Annotated in this window: 18 protein-coding genes, 2 tRNA genes and 2 pseudogenes; 16 read left to right on the plus strand and 6 right to left on the minus strand. The window is 66.0% G+C overall.

What is annotated here, in order from left to right; genetic code table 11:
- Positions 1–38 precede the first annotated feature (38 nt).
- From AC1DYS_RS09785 to msbA, 3 genes are read right to left on the minus strand one after another with little or no spacing between them, the layout of a single operon-like run.
- A complete protein-coding gene (locus AC1DYS_RS09785) occupies positions 39–848 on the minus strand; it encodes a glycosyltransferase family 2 protein (RefSeq protein ID WP_477898441.1) in 810 nt (269 codons plus the stop codon).
- A gap of 11 nt (positions 849–859) precedes the next feature.
- Positions 860–1735 carry a glycosyltransferase family protein gene (locus AC1DYS_RS09790; protein WP_477898443.1) on the minus strand — a complete coding sequence of 292 codons (876 nt, stop codon included), beginning with the start codon at positions 1733–1735 and terminating at the stop codon, positions 860–862.
- Positions 1732–3507: a lipid A export permease/ATP-binding protein MsbA gene (gene msbA, locus AC1DYS_RS09795; RefSeq protein ID WP_477898445.1), complete on the minus strand. Its 1776-nt coding sequence runs from the start codon at positions 3505–3507 to the stop codon at positions 1732–1734. Before msbA ends, AC1DYS_RS09790 begins: the two co-directional genes overlap by 4 nt.
- A gap of 92 nt (positions 3508–3599) precedes the next feature.
- On the opposite strand from msbA, the gene AC1DYS_RS09800 reads away from it, so the two are divergent.
- From AC1DYS_RS09800 to AC1DYS_RS09830, 7 genes are all read left to right on the plus strand, one after another.
- Complete coding sequence (locus AC1DYS_RS09800) at positions 3600–4370, plus strand: glycosyltransferase family 2 protein (RefSeq protein ID WP_477899606.1); 771 nt, start codon at positions 3600–3602, stop codon at positions 4368–4370.
- Positions 4371–4398: 28 nt separating this feature from the next.
- Positions 4399–5676, plus strand: coding sequence for a Tol-Pal system beta propeller repeat protein TolB (gene tolB, locus AC1DYS_RS09805; protein ID WP_477898447.1), 1278 nt, complete (start codon positions 4399–4401; stop codon positions 5674–5676).
- Positions 5677–5727: 51 nt separating this feature from the next.
- Positions 5728–6261: a peptidoglycan-associated lipoprotein Pal gene (pal, locus tag AC1DYS_RS09810; protein WP_477898449.1), complete on the plus strand. Its 534-nt coding sequence runs from the start codon at positions 5728–5730 to the stop codon at positions 6259–6261.
- Positions 6262–6272: 11 nt separating this feature from the next.
- A complete protein-coding gene (ybgF, locus tag AC1DYS_RS09815) occupies positions 6273–7061 on the plus strand; it encodes a tol-pal system protein YbgF (RefSeq protein ID WP_047485155.1) in 789 nt (262 codons plus the stop codon).
- Between the two features lie 8 nt (positions 7062–7069).
- Positions 7070–7840, plus strand: a complete 771-nt coding sequence (locus AC1DYS_RS09820) for a tRNA threonylcarbamoyladenosine dehydratase (RefSeq protein ID WP_477898451.1) — start codon at positions 7070–7072, stop codon at positions 7838–7840.
- A gap of 38 nt (positions 7841–7878) precedes the next feature.
- Positions 7879–7954 (plus strand) — tRNA-Lys (locus AC1DYS_RS09825).
- A 30-nt stretch (positions 7955–7984) separates the two neighbouring features.
- Positions 7985–8060: transfer RNA gene (locus tag AC1DYS_RS09830), tRNA-Lys, on the plus strand.
- Positions 8061–8201: 141 nt separating this feature from the next.
- Here AC1DYS_RS09830 and AC1DYS_RS09835 read toward each other — a convergent pair.
- Both AC1DYS_RS09835 and AC1DYS_RS09840 read right to left on the minus strand, forming a co-directional pair.
- Positions 8202–9197 carry a Bug family tripartite tricarboxylate transporter substrate binding protein gene (locus tag AC1DYS_RS09835; RefSeq protein WP_477898453.1) on the minus strand — a complete coding sequence of 332 codons (996 nt, stop codon included), beginning with the start codon at positions 9195–9197 and terminating at the stop codon, positions 8202–8204.
- Positions 9198–9234: 37 nt separating this feature from the next.
- Complete coding sequence (locus AC1DYS_RS09840) at positions 9235–10323, minus strand: tartrate dehydrogenase (RefSeq protein ID WP_477898455.1); 1089 nt, start codon at positions 10321–10323, stop codon at positions 9235–9237.
- A gap of 137 nt (positions 10324–10460) precedes the next feature.
- Between AC1DYS_RS09840 and AC1DYS_RS09845 the strand changes: the two genes are divergently transcribed.
- The 3 genes and pseudogenes from AC1DYS_RS09845 to AC1DYS_RS09855 all read left to right on the plus strand — a co-directional run.
- Entirely contained in the window at positions 10461–11390 is a 930-nt protein-coding gene (locus tag AC1DYS_RS09845; protein ID WP_477898457.1) for a LysR family transcriptional regulator, read from the plus strand.
- 228 nt (positions 11391–11618) lie between these two features.
- Positions 11619–13328 (plus strand): annotated as a pseudogene (locus tag AC1DYS_RS09850) (tannase/feruloyl esterase family alpha/beta hydrolase); the annotation flags it as partial.
- 30 nt (positions 13329–13358) lie between these two features.
- Positions 13359–14990 (plus strand): annotated as a pseudogene (locus tag AC1DYS_RS09855) (carboxylesterase/lipase family protein); the annotation flags it as partial.
- Between the two features lie 65 nt (positions 14991–15055).
- Here AC1DYS_RS09855 and AC1DYS_RS09860 read toward each other — a convergent pair.
- Complete coding sequence (locus tag AC1DYS_RS09860; RefSeq protein ID WP_477898459.1) at positions 15056–17077, minus strand: helix-turn-helix domain-containing protein; 2022 nt, start codon at positions 17075–17077, stop codon at positions 15056–15058.
- 242 nt (positions 17078–17319) lie between these two features.
- On the opposite strand from AC1DYS_RS09860, the gene AC1DYS_RS09865 reads away from it, so the two are divergent.
- The 6 genes from AC1DYS_RS09865 to AC1DYS_RS09890 are packed head-to-tail and all read left to right on the plus strand — an operon-like array spanning position 17320 to position 23063.
- Positions 17320–18111, plus strand: coding sequence for an SDR family oxidoreductase (locus AC1DYS_RS09865; RefSeq protein WP_477898461.1), 792 nt, complete (start codon positions 17320–17322; stop codon positions 18109–18111).
- Between the two features lie 32 nt (positions 18112–18143).
- The gene (locus tag AC1DYS_RS09870; protein WP_477898463.1) at positions 18144–19385 is read left to right on the plus strand and encodes a branched-chain amino acid ABC transporter substrate-binding protein; all 1242 of its coding nucleotides are present in this window, start codon (positions 18144–18146) and stop codon (positions 19383–19385) included.
- Positions 19386–19410: 25 nt separating this feature from the next.
- A complete protein-coding gene (locus AC1DYS_RS09875) occupies positions 19411–20352 on the plus strand; it encodes a branched-chain amino acid ABC transporter permease (protein ID WP_477898465.1) in 942 nt (313 codons plus the stop codon).
- Positions 20353–20356: 4 nt separating this feature from the next.
- On the plus strand, positions 20357–21574 hold the full coding sequence (locus AC1DYS_RS09880) for a branched-chain amino acid ABC transporter permease (protein WP_477898467.1): 1218 nt from the start codon (positions 20357–20359) through the stop codon (positions 21572–21574).
- Complete coding sequence (locus AC1DYS_RS09885) at positions 21571–22341, plus strand: ABC transporter ATP-binding protein (RefSeq protein WP_477898469.1); 771 nt, start codon at positions 21571–21573, stop codon at positions 22339–22341. The genes AC1DYS_RS09880 and AC1DYS_RS09885 overlap by 4 nt, the downstream gene beginning before the upstream one ends.
- Complete coding sequence (locus AC1DYS_RS09890) at positions 22338–23063, plus strand: ABC transporter ATP-binding protein (RefSeq protein WP_477898471.1); 726 nt, start codon at positions 22338–22340, stop codon at positions 23061–23063. The genes AC1DYS_RS09885 and AC1DYS_RS09890 overlap by 4 nt, the downstream gene beginning before the upstream one ends.
- Positions 23064–23085: the final 22 nt, after the last annotated feature.

Here is a 23085-nt window from a genome sequence, read left to right on the forward strand (position 1 = left end):
CAGCCATGAGTGCCTCGCGGATGTCGTTCGAGACGATGTCACAACAGACGCCAAGCCTGGTTCTCGCGCAGCATGTGCAGGCTCATGCCATGGCGTGCCTTTTCGGCGGCGGACCATTCGGTCGTTTCCCGACGTTGCTGAACCTTGAACCGCTTGCGCTCCCACCAGCCCATGCCCATGCGGCGGTAGGCGTGGCGGTGGTCACCCAGCTTGTCGATTTGCTGTTCGCGTTTCATCGCCGACTGCGTGATGGAGCCGAAATGGTGGAACACCGAGCCTCCGACGGTGCCGACAGGAATGCCTGCACGCAGGCAGCGCACCAGATATTCCTTGTCCTCATGGCCCCACATCAGCCGGTCGGTATCGGGGTAGCCGATGCGATGAAACACGTTGCGGCGAATGGCAAAGCACACGCCATGGAACCAGCCGCGCCGCAGTTCGTCTTTCATCGTGGCCGAGTAGCCGGGCGCGAATGCCGCGAAGCCGTAGTCGTCGGGACCTTCGAGCAGTGAGGGGCTCACGACATCCAGTTCATGGCGATCCGCCGCGTCGAGCAAAGCGTCGATCGCGTTCGGGCCGGCCAGCACGTCGTTGTTGAGCAGCACCACCCAGTCACCTTCGGCGAGGTAGCAGCCTTGCGTCCAAGCACCCCCGCAGCCGAGGTTGACGGCGTTGTGCACCGCGCGCGCATCCTGTGTTTGCGCGAGCCACTGCGCCGTGGCGTCGGTGCTCGCGTTGTCGATCACCAGGATGGCCTCGGCAGGCACGCCGGCGGCCCGCAAACTGGCCACGCATTGCTGCGTGTAGTGGATCTGGTTGAGTACCGGGATGACGACGGTGTAGCGCATGGGCGGCAGCCTCAGTCGGTCGTGACGAGACGGTAGTGCTTGTGGCTCAGGTCAAGGCCGAACCAGCGCTCGAGCGTCATTGCGTGGCGGTGCTTGCGTTCCCGGGCTGTCGGCACATGGTTCGGATCGGGTGCAAAGTGCTGCTCAGCCTCTTCGGCCAGCCACTGCTGCATCACCTTCGGGTGGCTGCCTTCATAGGGATGCAGCGACTGCCCGTCGATCTTGCCGTAGTGCACCTGCGGTGCACCATGCGACCAGTACTTGCTCACCTGGTCAAGCTTGGCCTGCATGTACTCGGTACGGCGAACATGGCCGTAGTGGTAGATGTGCGCGTTGGCGAGCGCCGCGTTCGGGTTGCGACCGTGGCGGTGTTTGTTCATCACCACCCAGAACTGCCCGTCGGGTGCGTAAGTGCGGATCGTGTTGCGGATCAGCCGGCACTCACGTCGATACCATGCCGGACTCACGGCCAGCCAATGTGGTGAGCCGTAAAAGTGCAGGTAGTCGAACACCAGGGCTTCGACCTTCGGGTTGCCGTGGTGCCGGTCGACAGAGGCACGGATGACGGCCAATTCGTTCTCGTGCAAGACCTCGTCGCCTTCGAGATAGAACGCCCAATCGCCGGTGCAGGCGTACTGCGCAATCATCTTCTGCTGCGCATACACGAAACCACGTTCTGCCATGCGCTCGTTCCAATGGGTATCGATGAGCCGGATCTTCGGCTCGCCGATGGCCAGCAGGCGCTCGCGCGTGTCGTCTTCGCCCGCACCGATGGCGATGATGAATTCGTCCACCAGCGGTAGCAGCGACTTGATGGACGCCTCGAACGGGAACCCCAGCTTGACGCCGTTGCGCAGAAAGGTGAAGCCGCTGATGGAGGCGGTCATTCTTCTGCGGCCACGGGGCTCGACCCGGTTTTGAACTGCAGCGAGTGAAGGTGCGCAAACAGGCCACCGAGGGCCAGCAGTTCGGCATGTGTGCCCTGTTCGACCACGCGGCCGCCTTCAAGCACCAGGACCCGGTCAGCCGCCTTGATGGTGGACAGGCGGTGAGCGATGACAAGGCTGGTGCGACCTTTCATCAGCCTGTCCAGGGCCTCTTGCACCAGGCGCTCGGATTCGGAGTCGAGCGCCGATGTGGCTTCATCGAGGATGAGGATCGGTGCATCCTTGAACACGGCGCGGGCAATGGCGAGGCGCTGGCGCTGGCCACCTGAGAGCTGGTTGCCGTTGTGGCCGATCACCGTGTCCAGCCCTTGCGGCAGGCCATCGACGAAGTCGAGCAGGTTGGCTGCCTTCAAGGCCTGGCGGACGGCGTCGCGGTTCTGGTCGCCTTCGACTTCGGCTCCCAGTGCCACATTGGCGGCGATGGTGTCGTTGAACAGCACCACGTCCTGGCTCACCAGCGCGAACTGCCGCCGCAAGGCCACGATGTCCCATTCGGTCAGCGGCTTGCCATCGAGCAGGATTTCGCCGCTGTCGGGCTCGAGAAAGCGTGGCAACAGGTTGACGAGCGTCGTCTTGCCGGCGCCCGAGGGGCCGACCAGCGCCACCGTCTCGCCCACTTGCAGATGCAGAGTGACGTCAGCGAGTGCCGGAGACTGGTCGCTCTTGTACTTGAGATTGACTTGGCGCATTTCGATCTCGCCGCGGGCGCGACCCGGGGCGAAGCTGCCGCCGCCCTCAATCGGCGCATCGTTGATCAGTTCCACTCCACGCTCCAGTGCCGCCAAGCCGCGGGAGACCGGGCCGGTAACTTCGGAGAGGTGCTTCAGGGGGGCCAGCAGCATCAGCATGGCGGTGATGAAAGAGACGAACTCGCCAGCCGAACTGCCCTGCGCGCTGCTCTGCCACAGGGCGGCGACCACCACCGCCGACAGCGCACACGCCGAGATGAGCTGCGTGATGGGCGTCATGGTGGCTGCGGCCATGTTCGACTTGATGGACAGGCGCCGCAGCTTGTCGCTGCCCCGGGTGAAGCGGCGGGTCTGCGAAGGCTCGGCGCCGTGCAGGCGCACGATGCGCCAGGCCAGCACGTTTTCCTCGACCACATAGGCCAGCTCGTGGGTGGCGGTCTGTCCCTCGATGGTCAACCGGTGCAGCCGTTTGCTCAGCTTTCGCATCACCAGTGCGATGGCGGGGAACAGCACGCTGATGAACAGCGTGAGTTGCCAGTTCACGTAAAGCAGATAGCCCACCAGAGCCACCAATGTCAGCGTGTCGCGCACGAGGTTGAGCACCGAGCCCACCAGCAAAGTCGCTCCCGTCTGCACTTCATAGGTGAGGGTGCTGGTGAGGGAACTGGCCGTGTGCCGCCCGAAGAGCGAGGCGTGCACGGTCATCAGGCGCTGGAACATCGCTGCCCGCAACTCCTGCGTTCCCCGGTTGGCGGCCCAGGTCAGCCCGTACTGGGCGACCAGGCCCGCCATGCCGCGAATGAAGAAGATGCCGATGATGGCGACCGGGATCATCCACAGCGGGAAGTCGGCGCCCTTGAAGCCGCGGTCGAACAGCGGCTTCATCATGGCCGGGAGCAGCGGTTCGGTGGCCGATGCGATCACTGCGCCGATGATCATCAACACGAAGCCGCGTCGACTGTTGGCGAAGTAGGGCGCGATGCGCGCGATGCGCGCCTTCCAGGGAAGGGTGGGTGTGCTCATTCAGCGCGGATTATCCAACGCGGAGGCTGCCTACAATCCCGCCACCCCAACTGGCATGCCTCTGCTCCCTCCTTTGCCTCTACATGCCCGACATCACGCTGTCCGTTACCCTCATCACCCGCAACGAAAGCCGGCACATTGCAGCCTGCCTGAAAAGCGTGGCGTTTGCCGACGAATGGGTGGTCGTCGATTCGGGTAGCACCGACGACACACGGGAGATTGCTGCTTCGTTCGGCGCGCGGGTGGTCAAGACCGAAGGGTGGCCCGGCTTCGGTATGCAGAAGAACCGTGCACTCGAGCTGGCACGTGGGCGCTGGGTGCTCAGCATCGACGCCGACGAGCGTGTGAGCGAGGCATTGGCCGCACAAATCCAGGCTGTCATCAAAAGTGAACAGGCGGCCGATGGCTATGAGCTGTCGCGCGTCTCGCGCTTTTGCGGCCAGTGGATCCGCCACGGGGACTGGTACCCCGACCGCGTACTACGCCTCTTTCGCCGCGAGAGCGGGCGCTTCACCGATGACCTGGTGCACGAGCGGCTGAAGGTGAAGGGCCGGGTTGAGCGCCTGGCGGGGGACCTGCTGCACGACACCATGCCCACGCTCGACGACGCCATCGACAAGATGAACCGCTACAGCAGTGGCCGTGCGCTCGACAAGGTAGCTGCCGGCCGCGCAGGTGGTTTGGGTGCGGCGTTGGCCCACGGGCTGTGGGCTTTCGTGCGCTGTTATGGTCTGAAACGCGGCTTTCTCGACGGGCGGCTCGGCTTCGTGCTGGCGGTCTACGTCGCCGAAGGCACGTACTACCGCTACTTGAAGATGGGCTTGCTGACCCAGCAAGCACGCAATCCTATTGAACCAATCTGAAAACAAGAAGTCAGGAGAATTCATGCTGATGAACCGACGTTCCTTTGGAAATTCCGTGGCTGCGGCCTCCGGCCTGGCGCTCGCCGGCCCCGCACTGGCCCAGTTCCGGGTCGAGATCTCCGGCGTTGGCGCCACGCAGGTGCCCATCGCTATCGCACGTTTCCGCGATGAAGACCGCACCACCCAAGTGCTCTCGGCCATCGTGCGGGCCGACCTTGAGCGCGCTGGCGTGTTCAGGGGCATCGACACCACCACGCAAATCGACGAGCTCGGGCAGCCTCAGATGACCGAATGGCGCTCGAAGGGCGCCGACGCCCTCGTGGGTGGCTCGGTCACGCGGCTGGCCGACGGCCGCTTCGATGTGCGGTTCAAGCTATGGGACGTCGTCAAAGGCAAGGATCTGGGTGGCCAGAGCAATGCCGTAGCGCCGACCGACCTGCGCCTCGCGGCCCACCACATTGCCGATTTCGTCTACGAGAAGCTCACGGGCGAAAAGGGCGTGTTCTCCACTCGCATCGCCTATGTCACCCGGTCGGGCACGCGTTACGCATTGCGTGTGGCCGATGCCGATGGTGAAGGTGGGCAGGTCGCGCTCAACAGCCCAGAGCCCATCATCTCGCCGGCCTGGGCGCCTAACGGGCAGGAGCTTGCCTATGTGTCGTTCGAGGCGCAGAAGGCGGTGGTTTACGCTCAGGAAGTGGCGTCGGGCAAGCGGCGGGTGATCGCCAACTTCCGCGGCTCCAACAGCGCACCGGCCTGGTCGCCCGACGGGCAGTCGCTCGTGGCCACACTCAGCCGCGAAGGCGGCTCCCAGATCTTCGTGATGGGCCGCAACGGAGAGAACCCCCGCCGGGTAACGAGCAGCCCCTCGATCGACACCGAAGCCACATTCTCGCCGGATGGCCGATCGCTCTACTTCGTGAGCGACCGCAGTGGCGGCCCGCAGATCTACCGTGTACCGGTCGCGGGCGGCAATGTCGAGCGCGTCAGTTTTACCGGTGACTACAACATCAGCCCCGCGCTCAGCCCGGATGGCCGGTATATGGCCTACATTTCGCGGCAGAGCGGGGCGTTCAAGCTCTACGTGGCGGAGTTGTCCAAGGGTGCGACACCCCAGGCCATCACCGACACGCGCGACGACGAAAGCCCCAGCTTTGCACCCAACGGCCGCTTGATCATCTACGCCACCCGCAGCGGAGGCCGCGATGTCTTGATGACCACCACGCTCGATGGCAAGATCAAGGCGAAGCTGGTGTCGACCACGGCCGACGTGCGCGAGCCGATGTGGGGCCCTTACGACCGTTAGCGAACCCTCGAGAGTTCGCCGATTTCATTCTTTATGACAGGAGCTATACCTATGAAAAATATCAAGTTCACCGCCTTCGCTCTGTTTGCCGCCGCCGTCATGGCCGGCTGCGCTTCCAACGTCCCGCTGAACAACACGCCGGCACCGGTCGAGTCGCGCGCGCCGTCTACATCGGGCAGCACGGGTGCTTCCACCAGTGGCAGTACAGGCAGCAAGGTCGCCAGTGTCGACCTGACCAAGAACACCGCCAATGCAGAGTTGCCGCGCGTGATCTATTTCGACTACGACAGCTTCGTGATCAAGGACGAGTTCCGCCCTGTCATCGAAGCGCAGGCCAAGGTCCTGTCGGCTGACCGCACCAAGAAGCTTTCGGTCGAAGGCCATACCGATGAACGTGGCGGCAGCGAATACAACCTCGCACTGGGTCAGAAGCGTGCCGAGTCGGTCACCAAGGCCCTCAAGTTGCTGGGCGTGAACGACACCCAGGTTGAAGCCGTCAGCTTCGGCAAAGAGCGCCCCGCCGTCCAAGGCAGCGACGAAGCGGCTTGGGCTAAGAACCGCCGCGCTGAACTCGCCAGCCGTTGAGATCTGAAATCATGCCTCGCTCGTTTTTGATTCGTTTCCGGCCCGCGACTTGGCTGCTGGCGCTCGCGCTCATCGCGCCGGCTGCGCAGGCAGGCCTGTTTGACGACGACGAAGCGCGCAAGGCCATCCTCGACATCCGCGCACGCTTGGATCAAGGGGAAGCTCGCAACAAGGCGTTGCAGGCAGAGAACGCGCAGCTGACGGAGCAGGTCAACCAGCTCAAGCGCAGCCTGCTCGACCTCAACAACCAGCTCGAACTCATGCGGTCCGACACAGCCAAGCTGCGCGGGCAGGGCGAGCAACTGACCCGTGACGTGGTCGAGCTGCAGCGCCAACAGAAAGACGTGCAGCAGGGCATCGACGACCGCATCCGCAAGCTCGAGCCGCAGAAGGTCTCTGTGGACGGCAAGGAGTTCCTCGCCGACCCCGAAGAGCAGCGGCAGTTCGAAGAAGGCATGGCGTTGCTCCGAAAGGGTGATTTCGCGGCGGCCTCGTCGGCGCTGTCGTCCTTTACCCGGCGCTACCCGGGCAGTGGCTACAGGGCTTCGGCCTTGTTCTGGCTGGGCAACGCGCAGTACGGAATGCGCGACTACAAGGAAGCCATGGCGTCGTTCCGCTCAGTCGTGGCAAGCGCGCCTGACCATCCGCGTGCGCCTGAAGCCTTGCTGTCAGTCGCCAACTGCCAGATGGAATTGAAAGACGCAAAGGGCGCAAAACGCACCCTCGACGATCTGCTCAAGACCTATCCCAAGTCCGAAGCAGCACAAGCAGGCAAGGAACGTCTCGCCTCGCTCAAGTAACGGGGCTCATGAACGCCTCGCTCGACCAACTGGCTCCTGATCTGGAGCGACGCTTCGGTGGACTGCGCCGCCTGTATGGCGACGCAGGCTATCAACGTTTGCGCGCGGCGCGCGTCGGCGTGGTCGGGCTTGGCGGCGTGGGTTCCTGGACAGTCGAAGCGTTGGCTCGAAGCGGCGTTGCCGAGTTGACGTTGTTCGACATGGACCACGTGGCCGAATCCAACATCAACCGCCAAGTGCAGGCGATGGGCGTGACGATTGGCGCATCCAAAGGCGTGGCATTGCGCGAACGCATTGCCGACATCCACCCCGAGTGTGACGTTCAACTCGTCGACGACTTCGTTTCAGCAGACAACTGGCCAGCCTTGCTGCCGCGCGACATCGACGTGCTGGTCGATGCCTGTGATCAGGTCCATGCCAAGACGGCGATGGCGCACTGGGCACTGCAGGCGCGTGTGCCGTTCATCAGTGTGGGTGCCGCAGGCGGCAAGCAGTTGTCGCAGGCTGTGGATGTGGACGACCTGGCACAGGTCACGCACGACCCCTTGCTGGCATCGTTGCGCCAGCGCTTGCGCAAGCAGCACGGTGCCGCGCGCACAGGCGCCATCGGCGTGCGCTGCGTGTTCTCGCGTGAGCCGGTGTTGCCGCCGGTGGATGCCTGCGAGGTCGACGGCAGCCTCAATTGCCATGGGTACGGCTCGAGTGTTGTAGTGACCGCAACGTTCGGTTTCGTAGCTGCCGGCGAAGCGCTACAATGCGTGCTTCGCCGATTTGTTTGAAGTGACCTGTTGGAGCCGGCTATAATCGTGGGCTTTACGGGTTGTTAGCTCAGTCGGTAGAGCAGCGGACTTTTAATCCGTTGGTCGTGGGTTCGAATCCCGCACAACCCACCAGAATTCGTTAGAAAACTTTTTAGTTAGTGCGGGCTCCTAGCTCAGTTGGTAGAGCAGCGGACTCTTAATCCGTTGGTCGACAGTTCGAATCTGTCGGGGCCCACCATCATTCGTAAAGCCTAGCAGGTACACACCTGCTAGGCTTTTTCGTTTGTGGCAAGAACGGGTCGCCATTGAAATGCGGCGCGAGACTTGTGGTGTCCAGGCGTTAGCTTGAACGCCTGCGCCGCCGGGTGACCCTGACAGTTCAATCGATCGTGACCTTCGCGTCCTTCACGAGTTTCGCGAACTTGTCGGTCTCGTCCTTGATCTGCTGCGCCATCTGATCGGTGCTGTTGCCGATGGGCTCGGCACCGATCTCTTCCATGCGCTTGCGGAACTCGGGCGACTGGATGACCTTCACCATCTCGGTGTTCAGGCGCGCCACAACCTCCTTCGGTGTGCCGGTCGGTGCGAGCACGCCGAACCAGGTGCCGATGTTGAAGCCCTTGAGGCCGGCCTCGTCGAGTGTGGGCACATCGGGCAGCGCCGACGAGCGCTTGGCCGTCGTCACCGCCAGCGGGCGCAGCTTGCCGGCCTTGATGTGCGGCAGCACTGGCGTGGCGGTGTCAAACGACATCGCGATCTGCCCGCCGAGCAGGTCGGTCGCGAGCGGGCCGCTGCCCTTGTACGGGATGTGGACCATCTCTGTGCCGGTGGCGTTCTGGAACTGCGTGCCGATCAGGTGTTGCGCCGTGCCGTTGCCGTTGGAGCCATAGGTATAGAAGCCCGGCTTCGCTTTCAGCAGCGCCACGAGTTCGGCCACGTTCTTCGCCGGCGTGCTCGGGTTCACGACGAGCACGTTCTGCACGAGCGCAATCGTCGTGATCGGCAGCAGGTCTTTCTGGAAGTCGTACGGCAGCTTCTTGTAGACGCTCGAGGCGATGGTGTGGTGCACCGCGCCGACGAGCAGCGTGTAGCCGTCGGGTTTGGATTTCGCGACGAAGTCTGCGCCCAGCGTCGCGCCTGCACCCGGCTTGCTTTCGACGATCACGCTCTGGCCGAGCGCCGGCGTGAGCTTGTCGGCGAGCGCGCGGGCCAGCACGTCGGTCGTGCCGCCGGCCGGGAACGGCACGATCAGCGTGATGGGCTTGCTCGGCCAGGCTTGCGCCATGGCGGAGGTGGCGAACGGCCCGACTGCAGGCAGCGTGCTCAATGCCACGACGGTACTGGCCAGCGCCAGTTGGCGGCGAAGCTTTGTCATCGTTGTCTCCTTGTGTTGTGTGTCTTGTGCGGCGAGATCAGGCAGCCTTGCGCCGCGCGCCCGCAGTCAGCAGCTCACACACCGCCGCCGTCACCTGCGCCGTGGTGGCCTTACCGCCGAGGTCGCCCGTGTGCAGTGCCGGGTTGCCGGTGACCTGCTCGATTGCTTGCATCACGTGCGCGGCGGCCTGTGGCTCGCCCAGGTGCTCGAGCATCATCACGATGGACCAGAAGGTGCCGATCGGGTTGGCCAGGCCCTTGCCCATGATGTCGAAGGCCGAACCGTGGATCGGCTCGAACATCGACGGGAACCGGCGCTCGGGGTCGAGATTGGCCGTCGGTGCGATGCCCAGGCTACCCGCCAGCGCGGCGGCCAGGTCGCTCAGGATGTCGGCATGCAGGTTGGTCGCGACGATGGTGTCGAGCGACGCGGGCCGGTTGATCATCCGCGCGGTCGACGCATCGACGAGCTCCTTGTCCCAACGCACATCGGGGAAGTCCTTCGAGACCTGCAGCGCGATCTCATCCCACATCACCATCGCGTGGCGTTGGGCGTTGCTCTTGGTGATGACGGTGAGCAGCTTGCGTGGCCGTGACTGCGCAAGCTTGAACGCGAAGCGCATCACGCGCTCGACGCCGGCGCGCGTCATGATCGACACATCGGTGGCCGCCTCGATCGCGTGCCCCTGGTGCACCCGGCCGCCGACACCGGCGTACTCACCTTCGGAGTTCTCGCGCACGATGACCCAGTTCAGGTCGTCCGGGCCGCAGCGCTTCAGCGGCGCATCGATGCCGGGCAGGATGCGCGTCGGCCGCACGTTCGCGTATTGGTCGAAGCCCTGGCAGATCTTCAGGCGCAGGCCCCATAGAGTGACGTGGTCGGGAATGTGCGGGTCGCCGGCAGAGCCGAACAGGATCGCGTCCTTGTCGCGGATGGCGTCGAGGCCATCGTCCGGCATCATCACGCCGTGCGCGCGAAAGTAGTCGCCGCCCCACTCGAAGTTCTCGAACTCGAAGCGGAACGCATTGCTCGTTGCGGCGAGTGCTTCCATTACCTGCCGGCCTGCAGGCACGACTTCTTTTCCGATGCCGTCTCCGGGGATCGTGGCGATTTTGTAGGTCTTCATCTCGTCTCTTCGTTGACTGCCCGCGAGGGGCGATGAAGGGAATGTAAGAACGCGACAGACGTTCGACACAGGGCTAAAGTGAATCCATCGTTGACTTCAGTTCAACAATAAAAAAGCCCGTTCAAAGGACCCGCACCATGAGCAAAGGCATTCAACCGGCCGACCTCGGCTTCTTCTCGGTGCTGGCCGGTTCGGGCAGCCTGAGCGCCGCGGCACGCGAGCTGGGCGTGACGACACCGGCCGTCAGCAAGCACCTGGCGCAGATGGAGTCCAGGCTTGGCGTCTCGCTACTGAACCGCACCACGCGGCGCATGAGCCTCACGCCGGAGGGCGAGCTCTACCTCGAGCATGCGCGCCGCATCCTCGGCGAGATCGACGACATGGAGCAGCTGCTCGGCGTTTCCAAGGCCGTGCCGAAAGGCCTGCTGCGCGTCAACGCGACGCTGGGCTTCGGGCGCAGCCACGTGGCGCCGCTGATCTCGCGCTACGCGCGCAAGTACCCGCAGGTGGAAGTTCAGCTGCAGCTCTCGGTGAATCCGCCGCCGCTCACCGACGATTCGTTCGACGTCTGCATCCGCTTCGGCGCGCCGCCCGACACGCGCGTCATCGCGAAGTACATCGCCCCGAACCGCCGGCTGCTCTGCGCATCACCTGCGTACCTCGCCAAGCACGGCATGCCCAAGGTGCCGCACGACCTGACCCGGCACAACTGCATCGGCATCCGCCAGGGCGAAGAGGGCTATGGCGTGTGGCGTCTCTCCAGCGGCCGCGGCAAGACCGTGAAGACCGAGGCGATCAAGACCCGCGGCACGCTGACCACCAACGACGGCGAGATCGCCGTCAACTGGGCGCTCGAAGGCCACGGCATCCTGATGCGCGCCGAGTGGGACATCGAGCGCTACCTGCGCAACGGGCGCCTGGTGCAGGTGCTGCCGCAGTTCTACACGCCCGATGCGGACATCTACGCGGTGTATCCACAGCGGCATCAGATGGCGGCGCGGGTCAGGGCGTTCGTGGAGTTCGTGACGCAGGCGCTGTCGCAACGGCAGGCCGTGACAAAGGCGTGACCGGCTAGAAGCATTTCGGATTCGCGCTCCGAAATCGCCGGCCTAGGGTTTTCGCGATGGCCTGCGCGCACATCGACTGCGCGCCGTCGGTGTGCCCTTCCGATATTGAGTGCCAGGCCCGTCCAACAAAGACTAGATCGTTCCCGAATCTGCACCTGCGAGGGATGCGCGCGCCGTGTCTGCCACCGGCGCGCCTGCTCGGGAAAACGACAACACACAGGAGACACCATGAAACAACCGAGACCCGGATACCGAACTTCGCCGCTGTTCGTTCTGTCCATGCTGCTGGCGGGATGCGGCGGTGGCGGTGGAGATGCACCCCCGCCACCTGCGGCTTCCACGCCGCTCAGCTGCGAACAACTGGCGGGCACCACCATCCCGGCCGCTTCGATCGGGCTGCCGAGCACAGGCGGCACCGTCGTCTCGGCCACGGTCGTCGCGCCTGCTGGCACTGCCCCCAAGTTGATCCCGGAGCACTGCCTCGTCGTGGCGAAGATCTCGCCGGTTGACCCCGCGGCACCCGACATCCGGTTCAACCTGGCCCTGCCGACCGACTGGAACGAGAAGGTCGTGATGTTCGGCGGCGGCGGCTTCGACGGCAGCGTGCCCAACGTTGCCGGCAACGTGCCCGTCGGCCCGACCGACCAGCCCAACCCGCTGGGCCGGGGCTACGCCACCTTCGCCAGCGACTCCGGGCACCAGGCGAACGCCTTCGGCTCGCAGGACGGTTCCTTCGCCGTCAACGACGAAGCCGCAGACAACTTCGGTGGCGACGCCATCAAGAAGACCCGCGATGCGGCGACCTTCCTCGTCAAGTCGCGCTACGCCGTCGATTCCATCCGCAAGGCCTACTTCGCCGGCGGCTCCACCGGCGGGCGCGAGGCGCTCGCTGCCATCACGCGCTGGCCTGCCGATTGGGACGGCGCCATCTCGCTGTACCCGGCCTGGAACGACGCCGCCGCGCTGCTGCACGGCCAGCGCGTCAATCGCGCCCTGGCCAAGCCCGGCGCCTACCCCAGCAGTGCCAAGCGTGCGCTGGTCTACGCCGCGGCGATGGAAGCGTGCGATGGGCTGGATGGCGCGACCGACGGGCTCATCAGCAACCAGCAACGCTGCAACGCCGTGTTCGACCCGGCAACCGCCAGCGTGAACGGCAACCCGCTGCGCTGCCCCGACGGCGCCGATACCGGCGACACCTGCCTGTCCGACGCGCAGATCACCGCGCTGAAGGTGATGAACACCGACACGCAGTTCAACTTCGCCCTGGCCAGCGGCGAGACGCACTACCCCGGCTACAACGTGTGGGGCGCCGACCTCGGCATCACCACCAACCCATCGCCGCTGCAACCGACGATCACCTTCCTGGCGCTCGGCACCGCCGCGCCGGCCATGCCGATGCCGCGCAACTCGCCTTACATCAGCACCTTGCTTGACCAGTGGATCAAGTACTCGGTGACCCGCGACGCAGGCTACGACTCGCTGTCCTTCGACCCCGAAAACCCGGGCCCGTGGGCCAACCGCGTGAGCCAGCTGAGCACACTGCTCGACACCCGCGTCGACCTCGATGCCTTCGCTGCCAAGGGCGGCAAGCTGCTGCTGGCCCACGGCCTCGCCGATGTGCTCGTGAGCACCCGCGCCACCGAGGAGTACTACCAGCGCCTGCAAAGCCGCATGGGTCCGTCGGAGGTCGACAAGTTCGTTCGCTATTACGAGATTCCCGGCCTCGGCCATGCGGTGAGCACGGCCTTCAATGCCGCGTGGGACTCGCTCACCACGCTGGAAAACTGGGCCGAGAACGGCACCAGCCCAAGCGCACAGGTGGCGAAGGACACCGCCGGCGTCCCGGGCCGCACCCGGCCGCTTTGCGACTACCCGACATGGCCGCGCTACAACGGCACCGGCGACGTAAACCTGGCCGCATCGTTCACCTGCGTCAACCGCGAGAACGTGTCGCCCACGCAGCGCACCACGAGCCTCGGCGACGTGATCGGCACCGACCATTCGGCGACCAGCGGCACCTACGCCTGGAAGGGCATCCCGTACGCCAAGGCCCCCGTGGGCGAACTGCGCTGGAAGGCACCCGCAGAGCTCGCACCGTGGACCTCGCCCAAGGCCACGCAGCAGTTCGGCAATGCCTGTGCATCGTTCGGCCGCCTGTACGGCCCGGGCTCGAACAACAAGTACGACGCCACCATCGGCACGACCATCGGCCAACCCGTCGGTTCGGAGGACTGCCTCTACTTGAACATCTGGCGCCCGACCACAGCCGGCACCAACCTGCCGGTGATCGTGTTCGTGCACGGCGGCAGCAACGTCACCGGCTACACCGGCGACCCGGTGTACGACGGCGCCGCGTTGGCGCGCACGGCGAACGCCGTGGTCGTCACGGTGAACTACCGCCTCGGCCTGCTCGGCTTCATCAACATGGCGCAGCTGAAGACGGGCGACACGCTCGACGACTCCGGCAACTTCGCGTTGCTCGACATCCTGCAGGCGCTGAAGTTCGTCAACCGCAACGTCGCCGCGTTCGGTGGCAACGCTGGCAACGTCACGCTGATGGGCCAGTCGGCGGGTGCCGTCAACGTCTATGCGCTGATGACTTCGCCGCTCGTCGTGCAGGCCAATCCAGCGCTGGTGCATCGCGTGTTGCCGATCAGCGGTGGCATCTCGCGCGCCAGCGAGCTGCCGGCCGGGAGCGTCGCCACGCTGGCGTCGCCGTCCGACTTCCGCGGCCAGGCTGACTTTCTGGTCGCCAACATGGTGCTCGCCGATGGCCTGGCGGCTGACCTGACTGCCGCCTATGGCTACGTCGCATCGCGCACGCCGGAACAGGTTGCCACCTACATGCGCGGCAAGAGCGCCGAAGCCATCATCAACACCGTGACGAGCAAGCTGGCTCCGGTGGGCGCCTCGGGCTCCGGCCCGATCGCCGATGGCAACGTGGTGCCGGTCAGCCCCATCGCAGCCATCCAGGCCGGTCAGTACCTGAAGGTGCCGGTGCTGGCGGGCAACACGCGTGACGAGGGCAAGCTGTTCCCGACCCTGTTGCCGCTGGCCGGCGGCACCGGCAGCGGCCGCCTGCTCGACGACGCTGCGGTCTTCTCGATCGCGTTCAACTACCAGCCGAATGGACCGGCGACCACGGCGGTCGAGCAGTGGATTCCGCCGTCGTACCTGCCGGTGTCTGCGCCCACCACCGGCTTCACTGCACGCGCCGAGCAGCTCAACCGCATCTTCTTCCTGAACAGCCGCGACAGCGTGTTGTCGGCGCTGCAATCGCAGCAGAACCCGATCTGGTACTACCGCTTCGACTGGGACGAGCTGCCCGCGCCCTTCAACGACATCTATGGCGCGGCACATGCCTTCGACCTGCCGTTCGCGTTCGGCAATTTCGGCCCATCGCTCTACGCCAACTTCGCCAACACCACGGCCAATGCGCCGGGGCGCCTGGCGCTGTCGGACGCGATGATGCGCAGCATCGGCTCCTTCGCGCGCAACGGCGACCCGAACAACACCGGTCTGGGAGCCACCTGGCCGCAGTGGCCGGCCACGCTGGTGTTCGACGCCTCGCTGACCGCGAAGCAGATCAGCGTGCAGTGAGCACGCCAGGTTGCTGAGCACGTCGGCGTTCTGCGGGGTCTCCATGCCGGAGGCCCCGCGGTACGTCAGTCGCTGCTCGGTGCCACGGTCCCACTCGCTGCCGGCGCGCTCAGGTGCCACAGACGCAACGCGATGTGGATCTCCAGCGCACGCGATGCGTTGCCCCAGTGACCGAGCAAGGTTTCGATGGTCGACAGGCGTTGCCGCACCGTGTTGACGTGGATGCCCAGGCGTTGCGCCGTGGTCTTGGCGTTCTGGTTGTTGTCGAAGTAGCTCAGCAAGGTCGGCGCGAGCTCGGCGCTGCGCTTGCGGTCCAGCGAGATCAGCGGGCCGATGGTGGCGTCGAGAAAGCTGTTCAGGCTTGTCTGGTCGTGGGTCTCGAACAAGGTCGAGTACAGCGCCAGCTCGTTCTGGTTGACGATCTGGCCTTGCACGCCGATGCGCCTGAGCACCGGCAGGGCGCGGCCGAGCGTGGCATACAGGGCAGGGATCTCCGCCGGCCCGCCGATCGGCCGTGACAGCACACCGCGATGCGCGACGTGCAACTCGCCGCGCGCCCAGGCGGACACCGCCTGCCGCACGTCCATGGCGCCGGTGGCGCCGCACAGAATGACAAGCGTTCCGTCGAGATCGTCGACCAGTGCGTTCGTGAGCGCGTTCGTTTGCGCGTTGGCGAAGGGCCGCATCGTCCTGAAGCGCCGCGCCGCGTAGCCTGCGCTGGGCCCGTCCATCTCCACCAGCATCAGCGCGAGCGGCCGCGAGAGGTCCACGCCGTGCAGCTCGGCGCGGTCTACCAGCTCCTTCAACTCGCCCTGGCGTGGCCACACCAGCGAGCGCAGCAGGTCGGAGGCGTCGTGGCTCTTCGAGGCCTCCAGGCGCTGGCGAGACAGGAGCACGACGCCGATGACGCTCGCGCTGCGCTCGAAGGTGCGGATCGCGATCTCTTCCAGTTCGCCGCGATGGAAGAGCAGGGCGGCGCCGAGGATGTCGTCGCCGCCGATCACCGGCATCACGCGGCAGGATTCGTCTTCGACCTGGTAGGCCGGCACCGAGCGGCCCGTCTCGCGGCTCTGCCGCAAGGCGCGCGCCACCTCGGCGCTGCGCGCGCCGTGCGGCGTGTAGCCGATGGCGCCGAGGCCGGCATACCCCGGCGCTGCGTCCATGCTGACCACCTGCGAGGCTTCGTCCAGCACCAGCACGCTGCCACCCAGCATGCGTGCGACTGATTCACACAGCGTGGAGAGCGAGGCGCCGCGAGCGAGCAGCGAGGTCAGCTGCTCGTGCGCATCGGTGGCCGCCTGGATGCTGCGCACATGCCGCTCCAGTTCGGCACGGGCTCGGTCCGCCTCGTTCAGCGCTGCGTTGGCGCGCTCGAAGTCGCGCGCGTTCTTCAGCGCCACCGCGCCGTGCGTGGCCAGTGTGCACAGGATCGAGATGCTCTGCGCGGTATGAAGCCGGTGGTAGCGGTCGGCGACGAAGAGCAGGCCCGTCACCTCGCCGTTCCAGACCAGCGGCACGCCGACAAGCGCTGCAATGCCTTCGTCGCGGAACGCGGCGTCGAGCGAGGCGTCGTGCTCGAAGCGTTCTTCGTGCAGGTAGTCCGGCGTCGTGAAGGGCAGGCGCGTCGACATCACGACGCTCGCGACGCCGCGGTCATGCCGGGCCACCATGCCCGAAGTGGTCTGCTGCATGGCGCCATCGGTGGCCAGCACATGGAACTCGCCACGATCGTCGTCGTAGACCGACAGCCACGCCAGGTCGGACCCGAGCAGGTTGCGTGCGCGTTGCACCAACGCGCCCAACAGGCTCTGGAGGTCCAGCTTGCTGGACAAGGCCTGTGCCGAATCGATGACGGCCAGCATGCCGCGCTCGCGCTGCTGCTGCAGCTCCAGCCGATTGCGGATCGCCATGGCCATGCGCACGGTCTCGGCGAGCGTGGACTTGGCCGCCACGTTGTCCGGCATTGCTTCCACCTCGGCGAGGCTGCGGGCGAAGTCTTCTGCGGGCGCGCCTTGATGAAGCAGATGGATCAGCTCGGCAATCAGTGCGCCGGCACCGTCGAGGGAAGGCGGGGCACCGCTCCTCATCGCATGTCTCCTGTGTCTCAGTCTTGTGTCTTTGATGTGCGCGGCGTACCCGCGTCTGTCTGCGAGAGGCTAACAGAGGGGGTGACGCCAAAGCATCGCAATCGAGGTCCGCTGGAGACACTGAAACGGCGCTCAAAGTGTGCGCGCAACACATTGGTCGCGAGCCGCAACGCAGGGAGACTGCCGCCACTTCGCATCACTTGGTGAATGCGGCAACCACGGCGCACGAACAGAGGACCTGCATGCCCATACTGGATTCGCTTCGGCCCGCGCCCAACCTGCGCGTGCTCGTGACGGCCGGCGCCAACGGCATCGGCGCGGCCATCGCACGGGCCTTCCACCAGACCGGCGCTCGGGTGCACATCTGCGACATCGACCGCAGTGCCGTGGACCGCATGACGGCCGAGCTGCCCGGCATCACCGGCAGCATGGCCGACGCGTCGGTTGCCGCCGACGTTGACCTCGTGTTCGACGACGTGCAGGGAGCCTTCGGCGGCCTCGACGTGCTGGTCAACAACGCCGGCATCGCGGGCCCAACGGGGCCTGTCGAAGACATCGACGGCCCCGGATGGGAGCGGACCATTGCCGTCAACCTCAACAGCCAGTACTACTTCGCGCGCCGAGCGGTGCCCATGCTGAAGCGCTCGTCCGCCGGCCCGTGCCTGATTTCGATGAGCTCGGTGGCAGGACGCCTGGGGTACGCGTACCGCACGCCGTATGCGGCGAGCAAGTGGGCCATCGTCGGTCTGACGAAGTCACTCGCCATCGAACTCGGGCCGCACGACATCCGCGTCAACGCGATCCTGCCCGGCACGGTCGAGGGAGATCGCATGAGCGGCGTGATCGCCGCACGCGCAGCCTCGGTCGGCATCAGCGTCGACGACATGCGCCAGCAGTACCTCAACAAGATCTCGCTGCGCCGCATGGTGAGCCCAGACGACGTAGCCGCGCTCGCGCTGTTCCTGTGTTCACCGGCCGCCCGGAACATGACGGGCCAGGCCATCAGCATCGACGGCAACGTCGAGTACCTCTGATTTCAGTACCCGTAAATCCAAGGAGACAAAAGATGATCGCTGTTCGTGCTCTTCACGCTGCCATTCCCCTGCTCGCACTGCTGGCCGCCGCCGCGCAAGCCGCACCCGTCAAGATCGGCGTGCTCGAGACCCTCTCCGGCCCGCAGGCCTCCACCGGCCAGGCCTACCGAGCCGCAGTGCGCTACGCCGTCGACAAGCTGAACGCCTCGGGTGGCTGGAACGGCCAGCCCGTGCAGCTGCTGGAGTACGACAACCAGGGCGGCCCGGCGGGTGCGTCCGACAAGCTCAAGGCCGCTGCTGCCGACGGTGTGCAGATCGTCGTCCAGGGCGGCTCGTCGGCCATTGGCGGGCAGATCACCGAAGACGTGCGCAAGCACAACCTGCGCAACCCGGGCAAGGAGATCGTCTACATCAACGTCGGCGCCGAGGCCCTGGAGCTGACGGGCGAGAAGTGCAACTTCCACCACTTCCGCTTTGCCGGCAATGCGCAGGTGCGCACCAAGGTGCTGGTGCAGGCCATGAAGCAGGCGGGTGCGCTGGGCAGCAAGGTCTACGCGATCAACCAGAACTACTCCTGGGGCCAGGACATGGAGCGCGCCATCGTCGACAACGCCGGCGCCGGCGGCTACCAGGTGGTGGAGAAGACGCTGCACGACGTCAACAAGATCCAGGACTTCGCGCCCTACATCGCCAAGATCAGCGCCTCGGGCGCCGACACGGTCATCACCGGCAACTGGTCGAACGACCTGCTGCTGATGATGAAGGCCTCGAAGGCAGCCGGGCTCAAGGTGCGCTTCGGCACCGTCTTCCTCGACCAGGTGGGCAACATCGCCAACGCCGGCGAGCAGGCGGCCGGGCACTTCGTGGCCCAGGCCTTCAATGCCGAAGCCGCTGGGGCAGAAGGCGATCGATTCATGGCCGACTACAAGGCCAAGAGCGGCCACCTGCCGGTGGCCACGGAGCCGCAGACCGTGTTCGGCCTCGAGATGGTGGCCGATGCGCTCAAGCGCACGAAGCCGGTGAACGATGCGCTCGACGTCAACGCGCTCGCGCGTGCACTGGAAACCACGCGCATGAAGACGCCGATGGGCGAGGCGAGCATGCGCGCCAGCGACCACCAAGTGCTGCTGCCGCTGGTGGTTTCGGTGGTCACCAAGGACGCCAAGTACAAGGCCGACGACACCGAGCTCGGCTTCAAGCCCGTCAAGGTCTTCACGGCCGAGGAGGCTGCCGTGCCGGCGCAGGCCAGCTGCAAGATGCAGCGCCCGAGCTGAGCCCGGCACGCAGAAGAGCAGGGCCATGGACACCTTCGTCTTTTCGCTGCTGAACGGCACGGTCTACGGCCTGCTGCTGTTCATGGTGTCGGCCGGGCTGACGCTGGTGTTCGGGATGATGGGCGTGCTGAACTTCGCGCATGCGTCGTTCTACATGCTCGGCGCCTACTTCGCATACACGCTGCAGGGGCTGATCGGTTTTGGCCCCGCAGTGGTGGCGGCCACGCTGTTGTCGGGCGCGGTCGGCGTGGTGGTGGAGCGCTGGTTTCTGCGGCGCGTGCACCACCACGGCCACGCGCACGAACTGCTGCTCACCTTCGGCCTGTCATTCATCATCGCCGAGACGATCAAGCTCTTCTTCGGCAACTACCCGGTGGACTACCGCATTCCACCGGCGCTCGACTTCGCCGCGTTCACCATCGGCCGCCAGCAGTACCCGGCCTACCGCGCGCTGATGGCGGTGGTGGCGCTCGCGATGTTCGGCGCGCTGTGGCTGCTGCTCACGCGCACGCGCATCGGCATCGTCGTGCGGGCGGCGATCTACAGGCCTCGCATGGCCCAGGCGCTGGGCCACAACGTGCAGCTGGTCTTCATGGGCGTGTTCGGCGTGGGCGCGGCATTGGCCGGCCTGGCCGGCGCGATTGCCGGTGCCTTCTACACCACCAACCCGAACATGGCGCTAGAAGTCGGCGTGATGGTGTTCGTGGTCGTCGTCGTGGGCGGGCTCGGTTCGCTCGGCGGAGCCATGCTGGCGTCACTCTTGATCGGCGTCATCACCTCGCTGGCGGTGAGCGTGGACCGCAGCCTGGCCGACTTGCTCTCCGTCGTCGGCGCAGGGGCGTGGGCCGAGGCCGTGGGCGGGCTGCTCACGCTGAAGCTGTCGAGCCTGGCCGCCACGCTGCCCTTCGCATTGATGCTGCTGATCCTGCTCGTTCGACCGGCCGGCTTGATGGGCGAGAAGGCTTGACCCGATGCGCATGAACCTTCCCCTTCTCGCGGTCGGCGTGGCACTGCTGGCGGCACTGCCTGCGGTGCTGCCGGGCGGCCTGCTGATCGCGTCGATCCAGATGCTCGTTGCCGCCTTGTTCGCCAGCGCCTACGGCATGCTCAGCGGTCGCGCCGGCATGCTCTCGTTCGGGCACGCGGCCTACTTCGGCATGGGCGCGTTCGCGACCGTGCATGCCATGAATGCCTTTGGAGGCAGCGGGCTGCTGCCCACGCCGCTGATGCCGCTGGTGGGCGCGGCGGCGGGGCTGGCCATCGGCGTCGTGGCCGGCTGGTTCGCCACCCAGCGCAGCGGCACCACCTTCGCGATGATCACGCTCGCCATCGCCGAACTGCTGCACGCGTTGGCACCGCAACTCAAGGGCCTGTTCGGCGGCGAATCGGGCATCTCGACGATGCGGGCCCCCTCGCTGGGCCTGAGCTTCGGCTCGACGACGCAGGTGTACTACCTCACCCTCGTCTGGGTGCTGCTGTCCATCGCGCTGCTGTACTTTCACACCCACACACCGGCGGGGCGCCTGACACTCGCGCTGCGCGAGAACGGGCACCGGCTGCGCTTCCTCGGCTACAACGTGCATGGCCTCGGGGTGTCGGCCTTCGCGATCTCGGCCATGTTCTCCGGCCTCTCAGGCGGCCTGCAGGCGCTGAGCAACGAGGCTGCGAACTACGCCGTGTTCGATGCGGGGGTGTCGGCCACCGTGGTGCTGAACAGCTACATCGGCGGTGTCGGCAGCTTTCTCGGCCCGGCGCTCGGTGCCGCACTGATGACCTTCTTCGGCTACGCCGTGTCCGACGCCACGCAGTCGTGGCTGCTGTACCAGGGCGTGCTCTTCGTGTTGGTGATGATGTTCGTGCCGACGGGCTTGTCCGGCCTGTTCGGCACGGGAGTGCGCCTCGTCGAACAGCGAGGCTGGCGTCCGGCTGTGTTCTCAGCGCTGCTCGTTGGGGGTGCGGCCGTGCTGCTGACCGCGGGCGGCGTCTTCGCCGTCGAGCTCCTGCAGAGGCTGTGCTCGCAAGACTACCGGGCGCTCGCGCAGGCCGCTGCCGAGCTGCCTGCCGTGACCCTGCTGGGCCGCCCGTGGTCGCCCACGTCGGTGTCGACATGGATGCTGCCGGCGAGCCTGCTCGCGTGCGGCACGGTGCTGGCGATTGTCGCGCGGCGTCGCTTCGGGAGTGCAGCATGACCGACGACGTGAAGAACGAGCCGATCCTCCGCATCCGTGGCCTGCGCAAGTCCTTCGGCCCAGTCGAGATCATCCGGGGCGTCGACCTGGACCTGCAGGCCGGCGAGCGCCGCGCGCTGATCGGGCCGAATGGGGCGGGCAAGTCCACGCTGTTCCACCTGATCTCCGGCAACCTGCGGCCGAGCTCCGGCGAGATCGTGCTTAACGGCCAGCACATCGAGGGCTGGTCGCCGGAGCGCGTCAACCGCCGGGGGTTGGGCCGGTCGTTCCAGATCACGAACATCTTCCCCAAGCTCACGGTGTTCGAGAACGTGCGCATCGCGGTGATGCAGCGCTACCGCCTGCAGTACACCTTCTGGCGCCGCATCGAGCGCATGGCGGCCATCCGCGAAGAGACCGAGCGGCTGCTGGAGCGGGTGCGGCTGCAGCACCAGGCCGCCACGCTGGGTGGCGAGATGACCTACTCCGCACAGCGCTCGCTCGAGCTTGCGATGACACTCGCCTCGGACCCGCAGGTGGTGCTGCTCGACGAACCCATGGCAGGCATGTCGAGCGAAGAGACGCAGTACACCGCCGAGCTGATCCGCGAGGTCACGGCGGGTCGCACGCTGCTGCTGGTGGAGCACGACATGGACGTGGTGTTCTCGCTCGGCGAGCGGATCAGCGTGCTGGTCTACGGCCAGGTGATTGCCACCGGCACGCCCGACGAGATCCGCAGCCACCAGGGTGTGCGCGAGGCCTACCTCGGCGAGGAGCACGCGGCATGAACGGGATCGAACAGCAACCACTGCTGCAGGTGGATGGCCTGCATGCTCACTACGGCAAGAGCCACGTACTCCGCGGCGTCACGCTGCAGGTGGGCCGCGGCGAGGTCGTGAGCCTGCTGGGCCGCAACGGCTCGGGCCGCTCCACCACGCTGAAGGCCGTGATGGGCCTGGTGCCGCCGAGCGCCGGCCGCATCGAGCTTGGCGGCCGCGCGCTCGCCGGTGCGCCGCCGCATGTGATCTGCCGCGCCGGCCTGGCCTACGTGCCGGAGGAGCGCGAGGTGTTCGCCAACCTGACGGTCGACGAGAACCTGCGCATGGGCGAGCAGCCGCCGGTGGCCGGTGCCGTGCGTTGGACCGTGGCGCAGATGTTCGATTATTTCCCACGCCTGAAGGAGCGCCGCGCTACCCGCGCCGGCAGCCTCTCGGGTGGCGAGCAGCAGATGCTGACGATGTGCCGTTCGCTGCTCGGCAACCCGCTCGCCATCCTGATCGACGAGCCCACCGAAGGCCTGGCGCCGAAGATCGTTGCGCAGGTGGCCGAGTGCATCCAGGACATGCAGCGCCAGGGCGTCTCGGTGGTGCTGGTGGAGCAGAAGCTCGCCATTGCGCTGAAGGTCTCGACCCGCGTCTGCGTCATGGGCCACGGCCAAATAGTCTTCGAGGGCAGCCCCGAGCAACTTCTGGCCGACCCCGCGATGCAGCAGCAGTGGCTCGCGGTCTGAGCCAACCCACCACCACCGGAGT

The organism is Rhizobacter sp. P2_G4 (assembly GCF_056403575.1).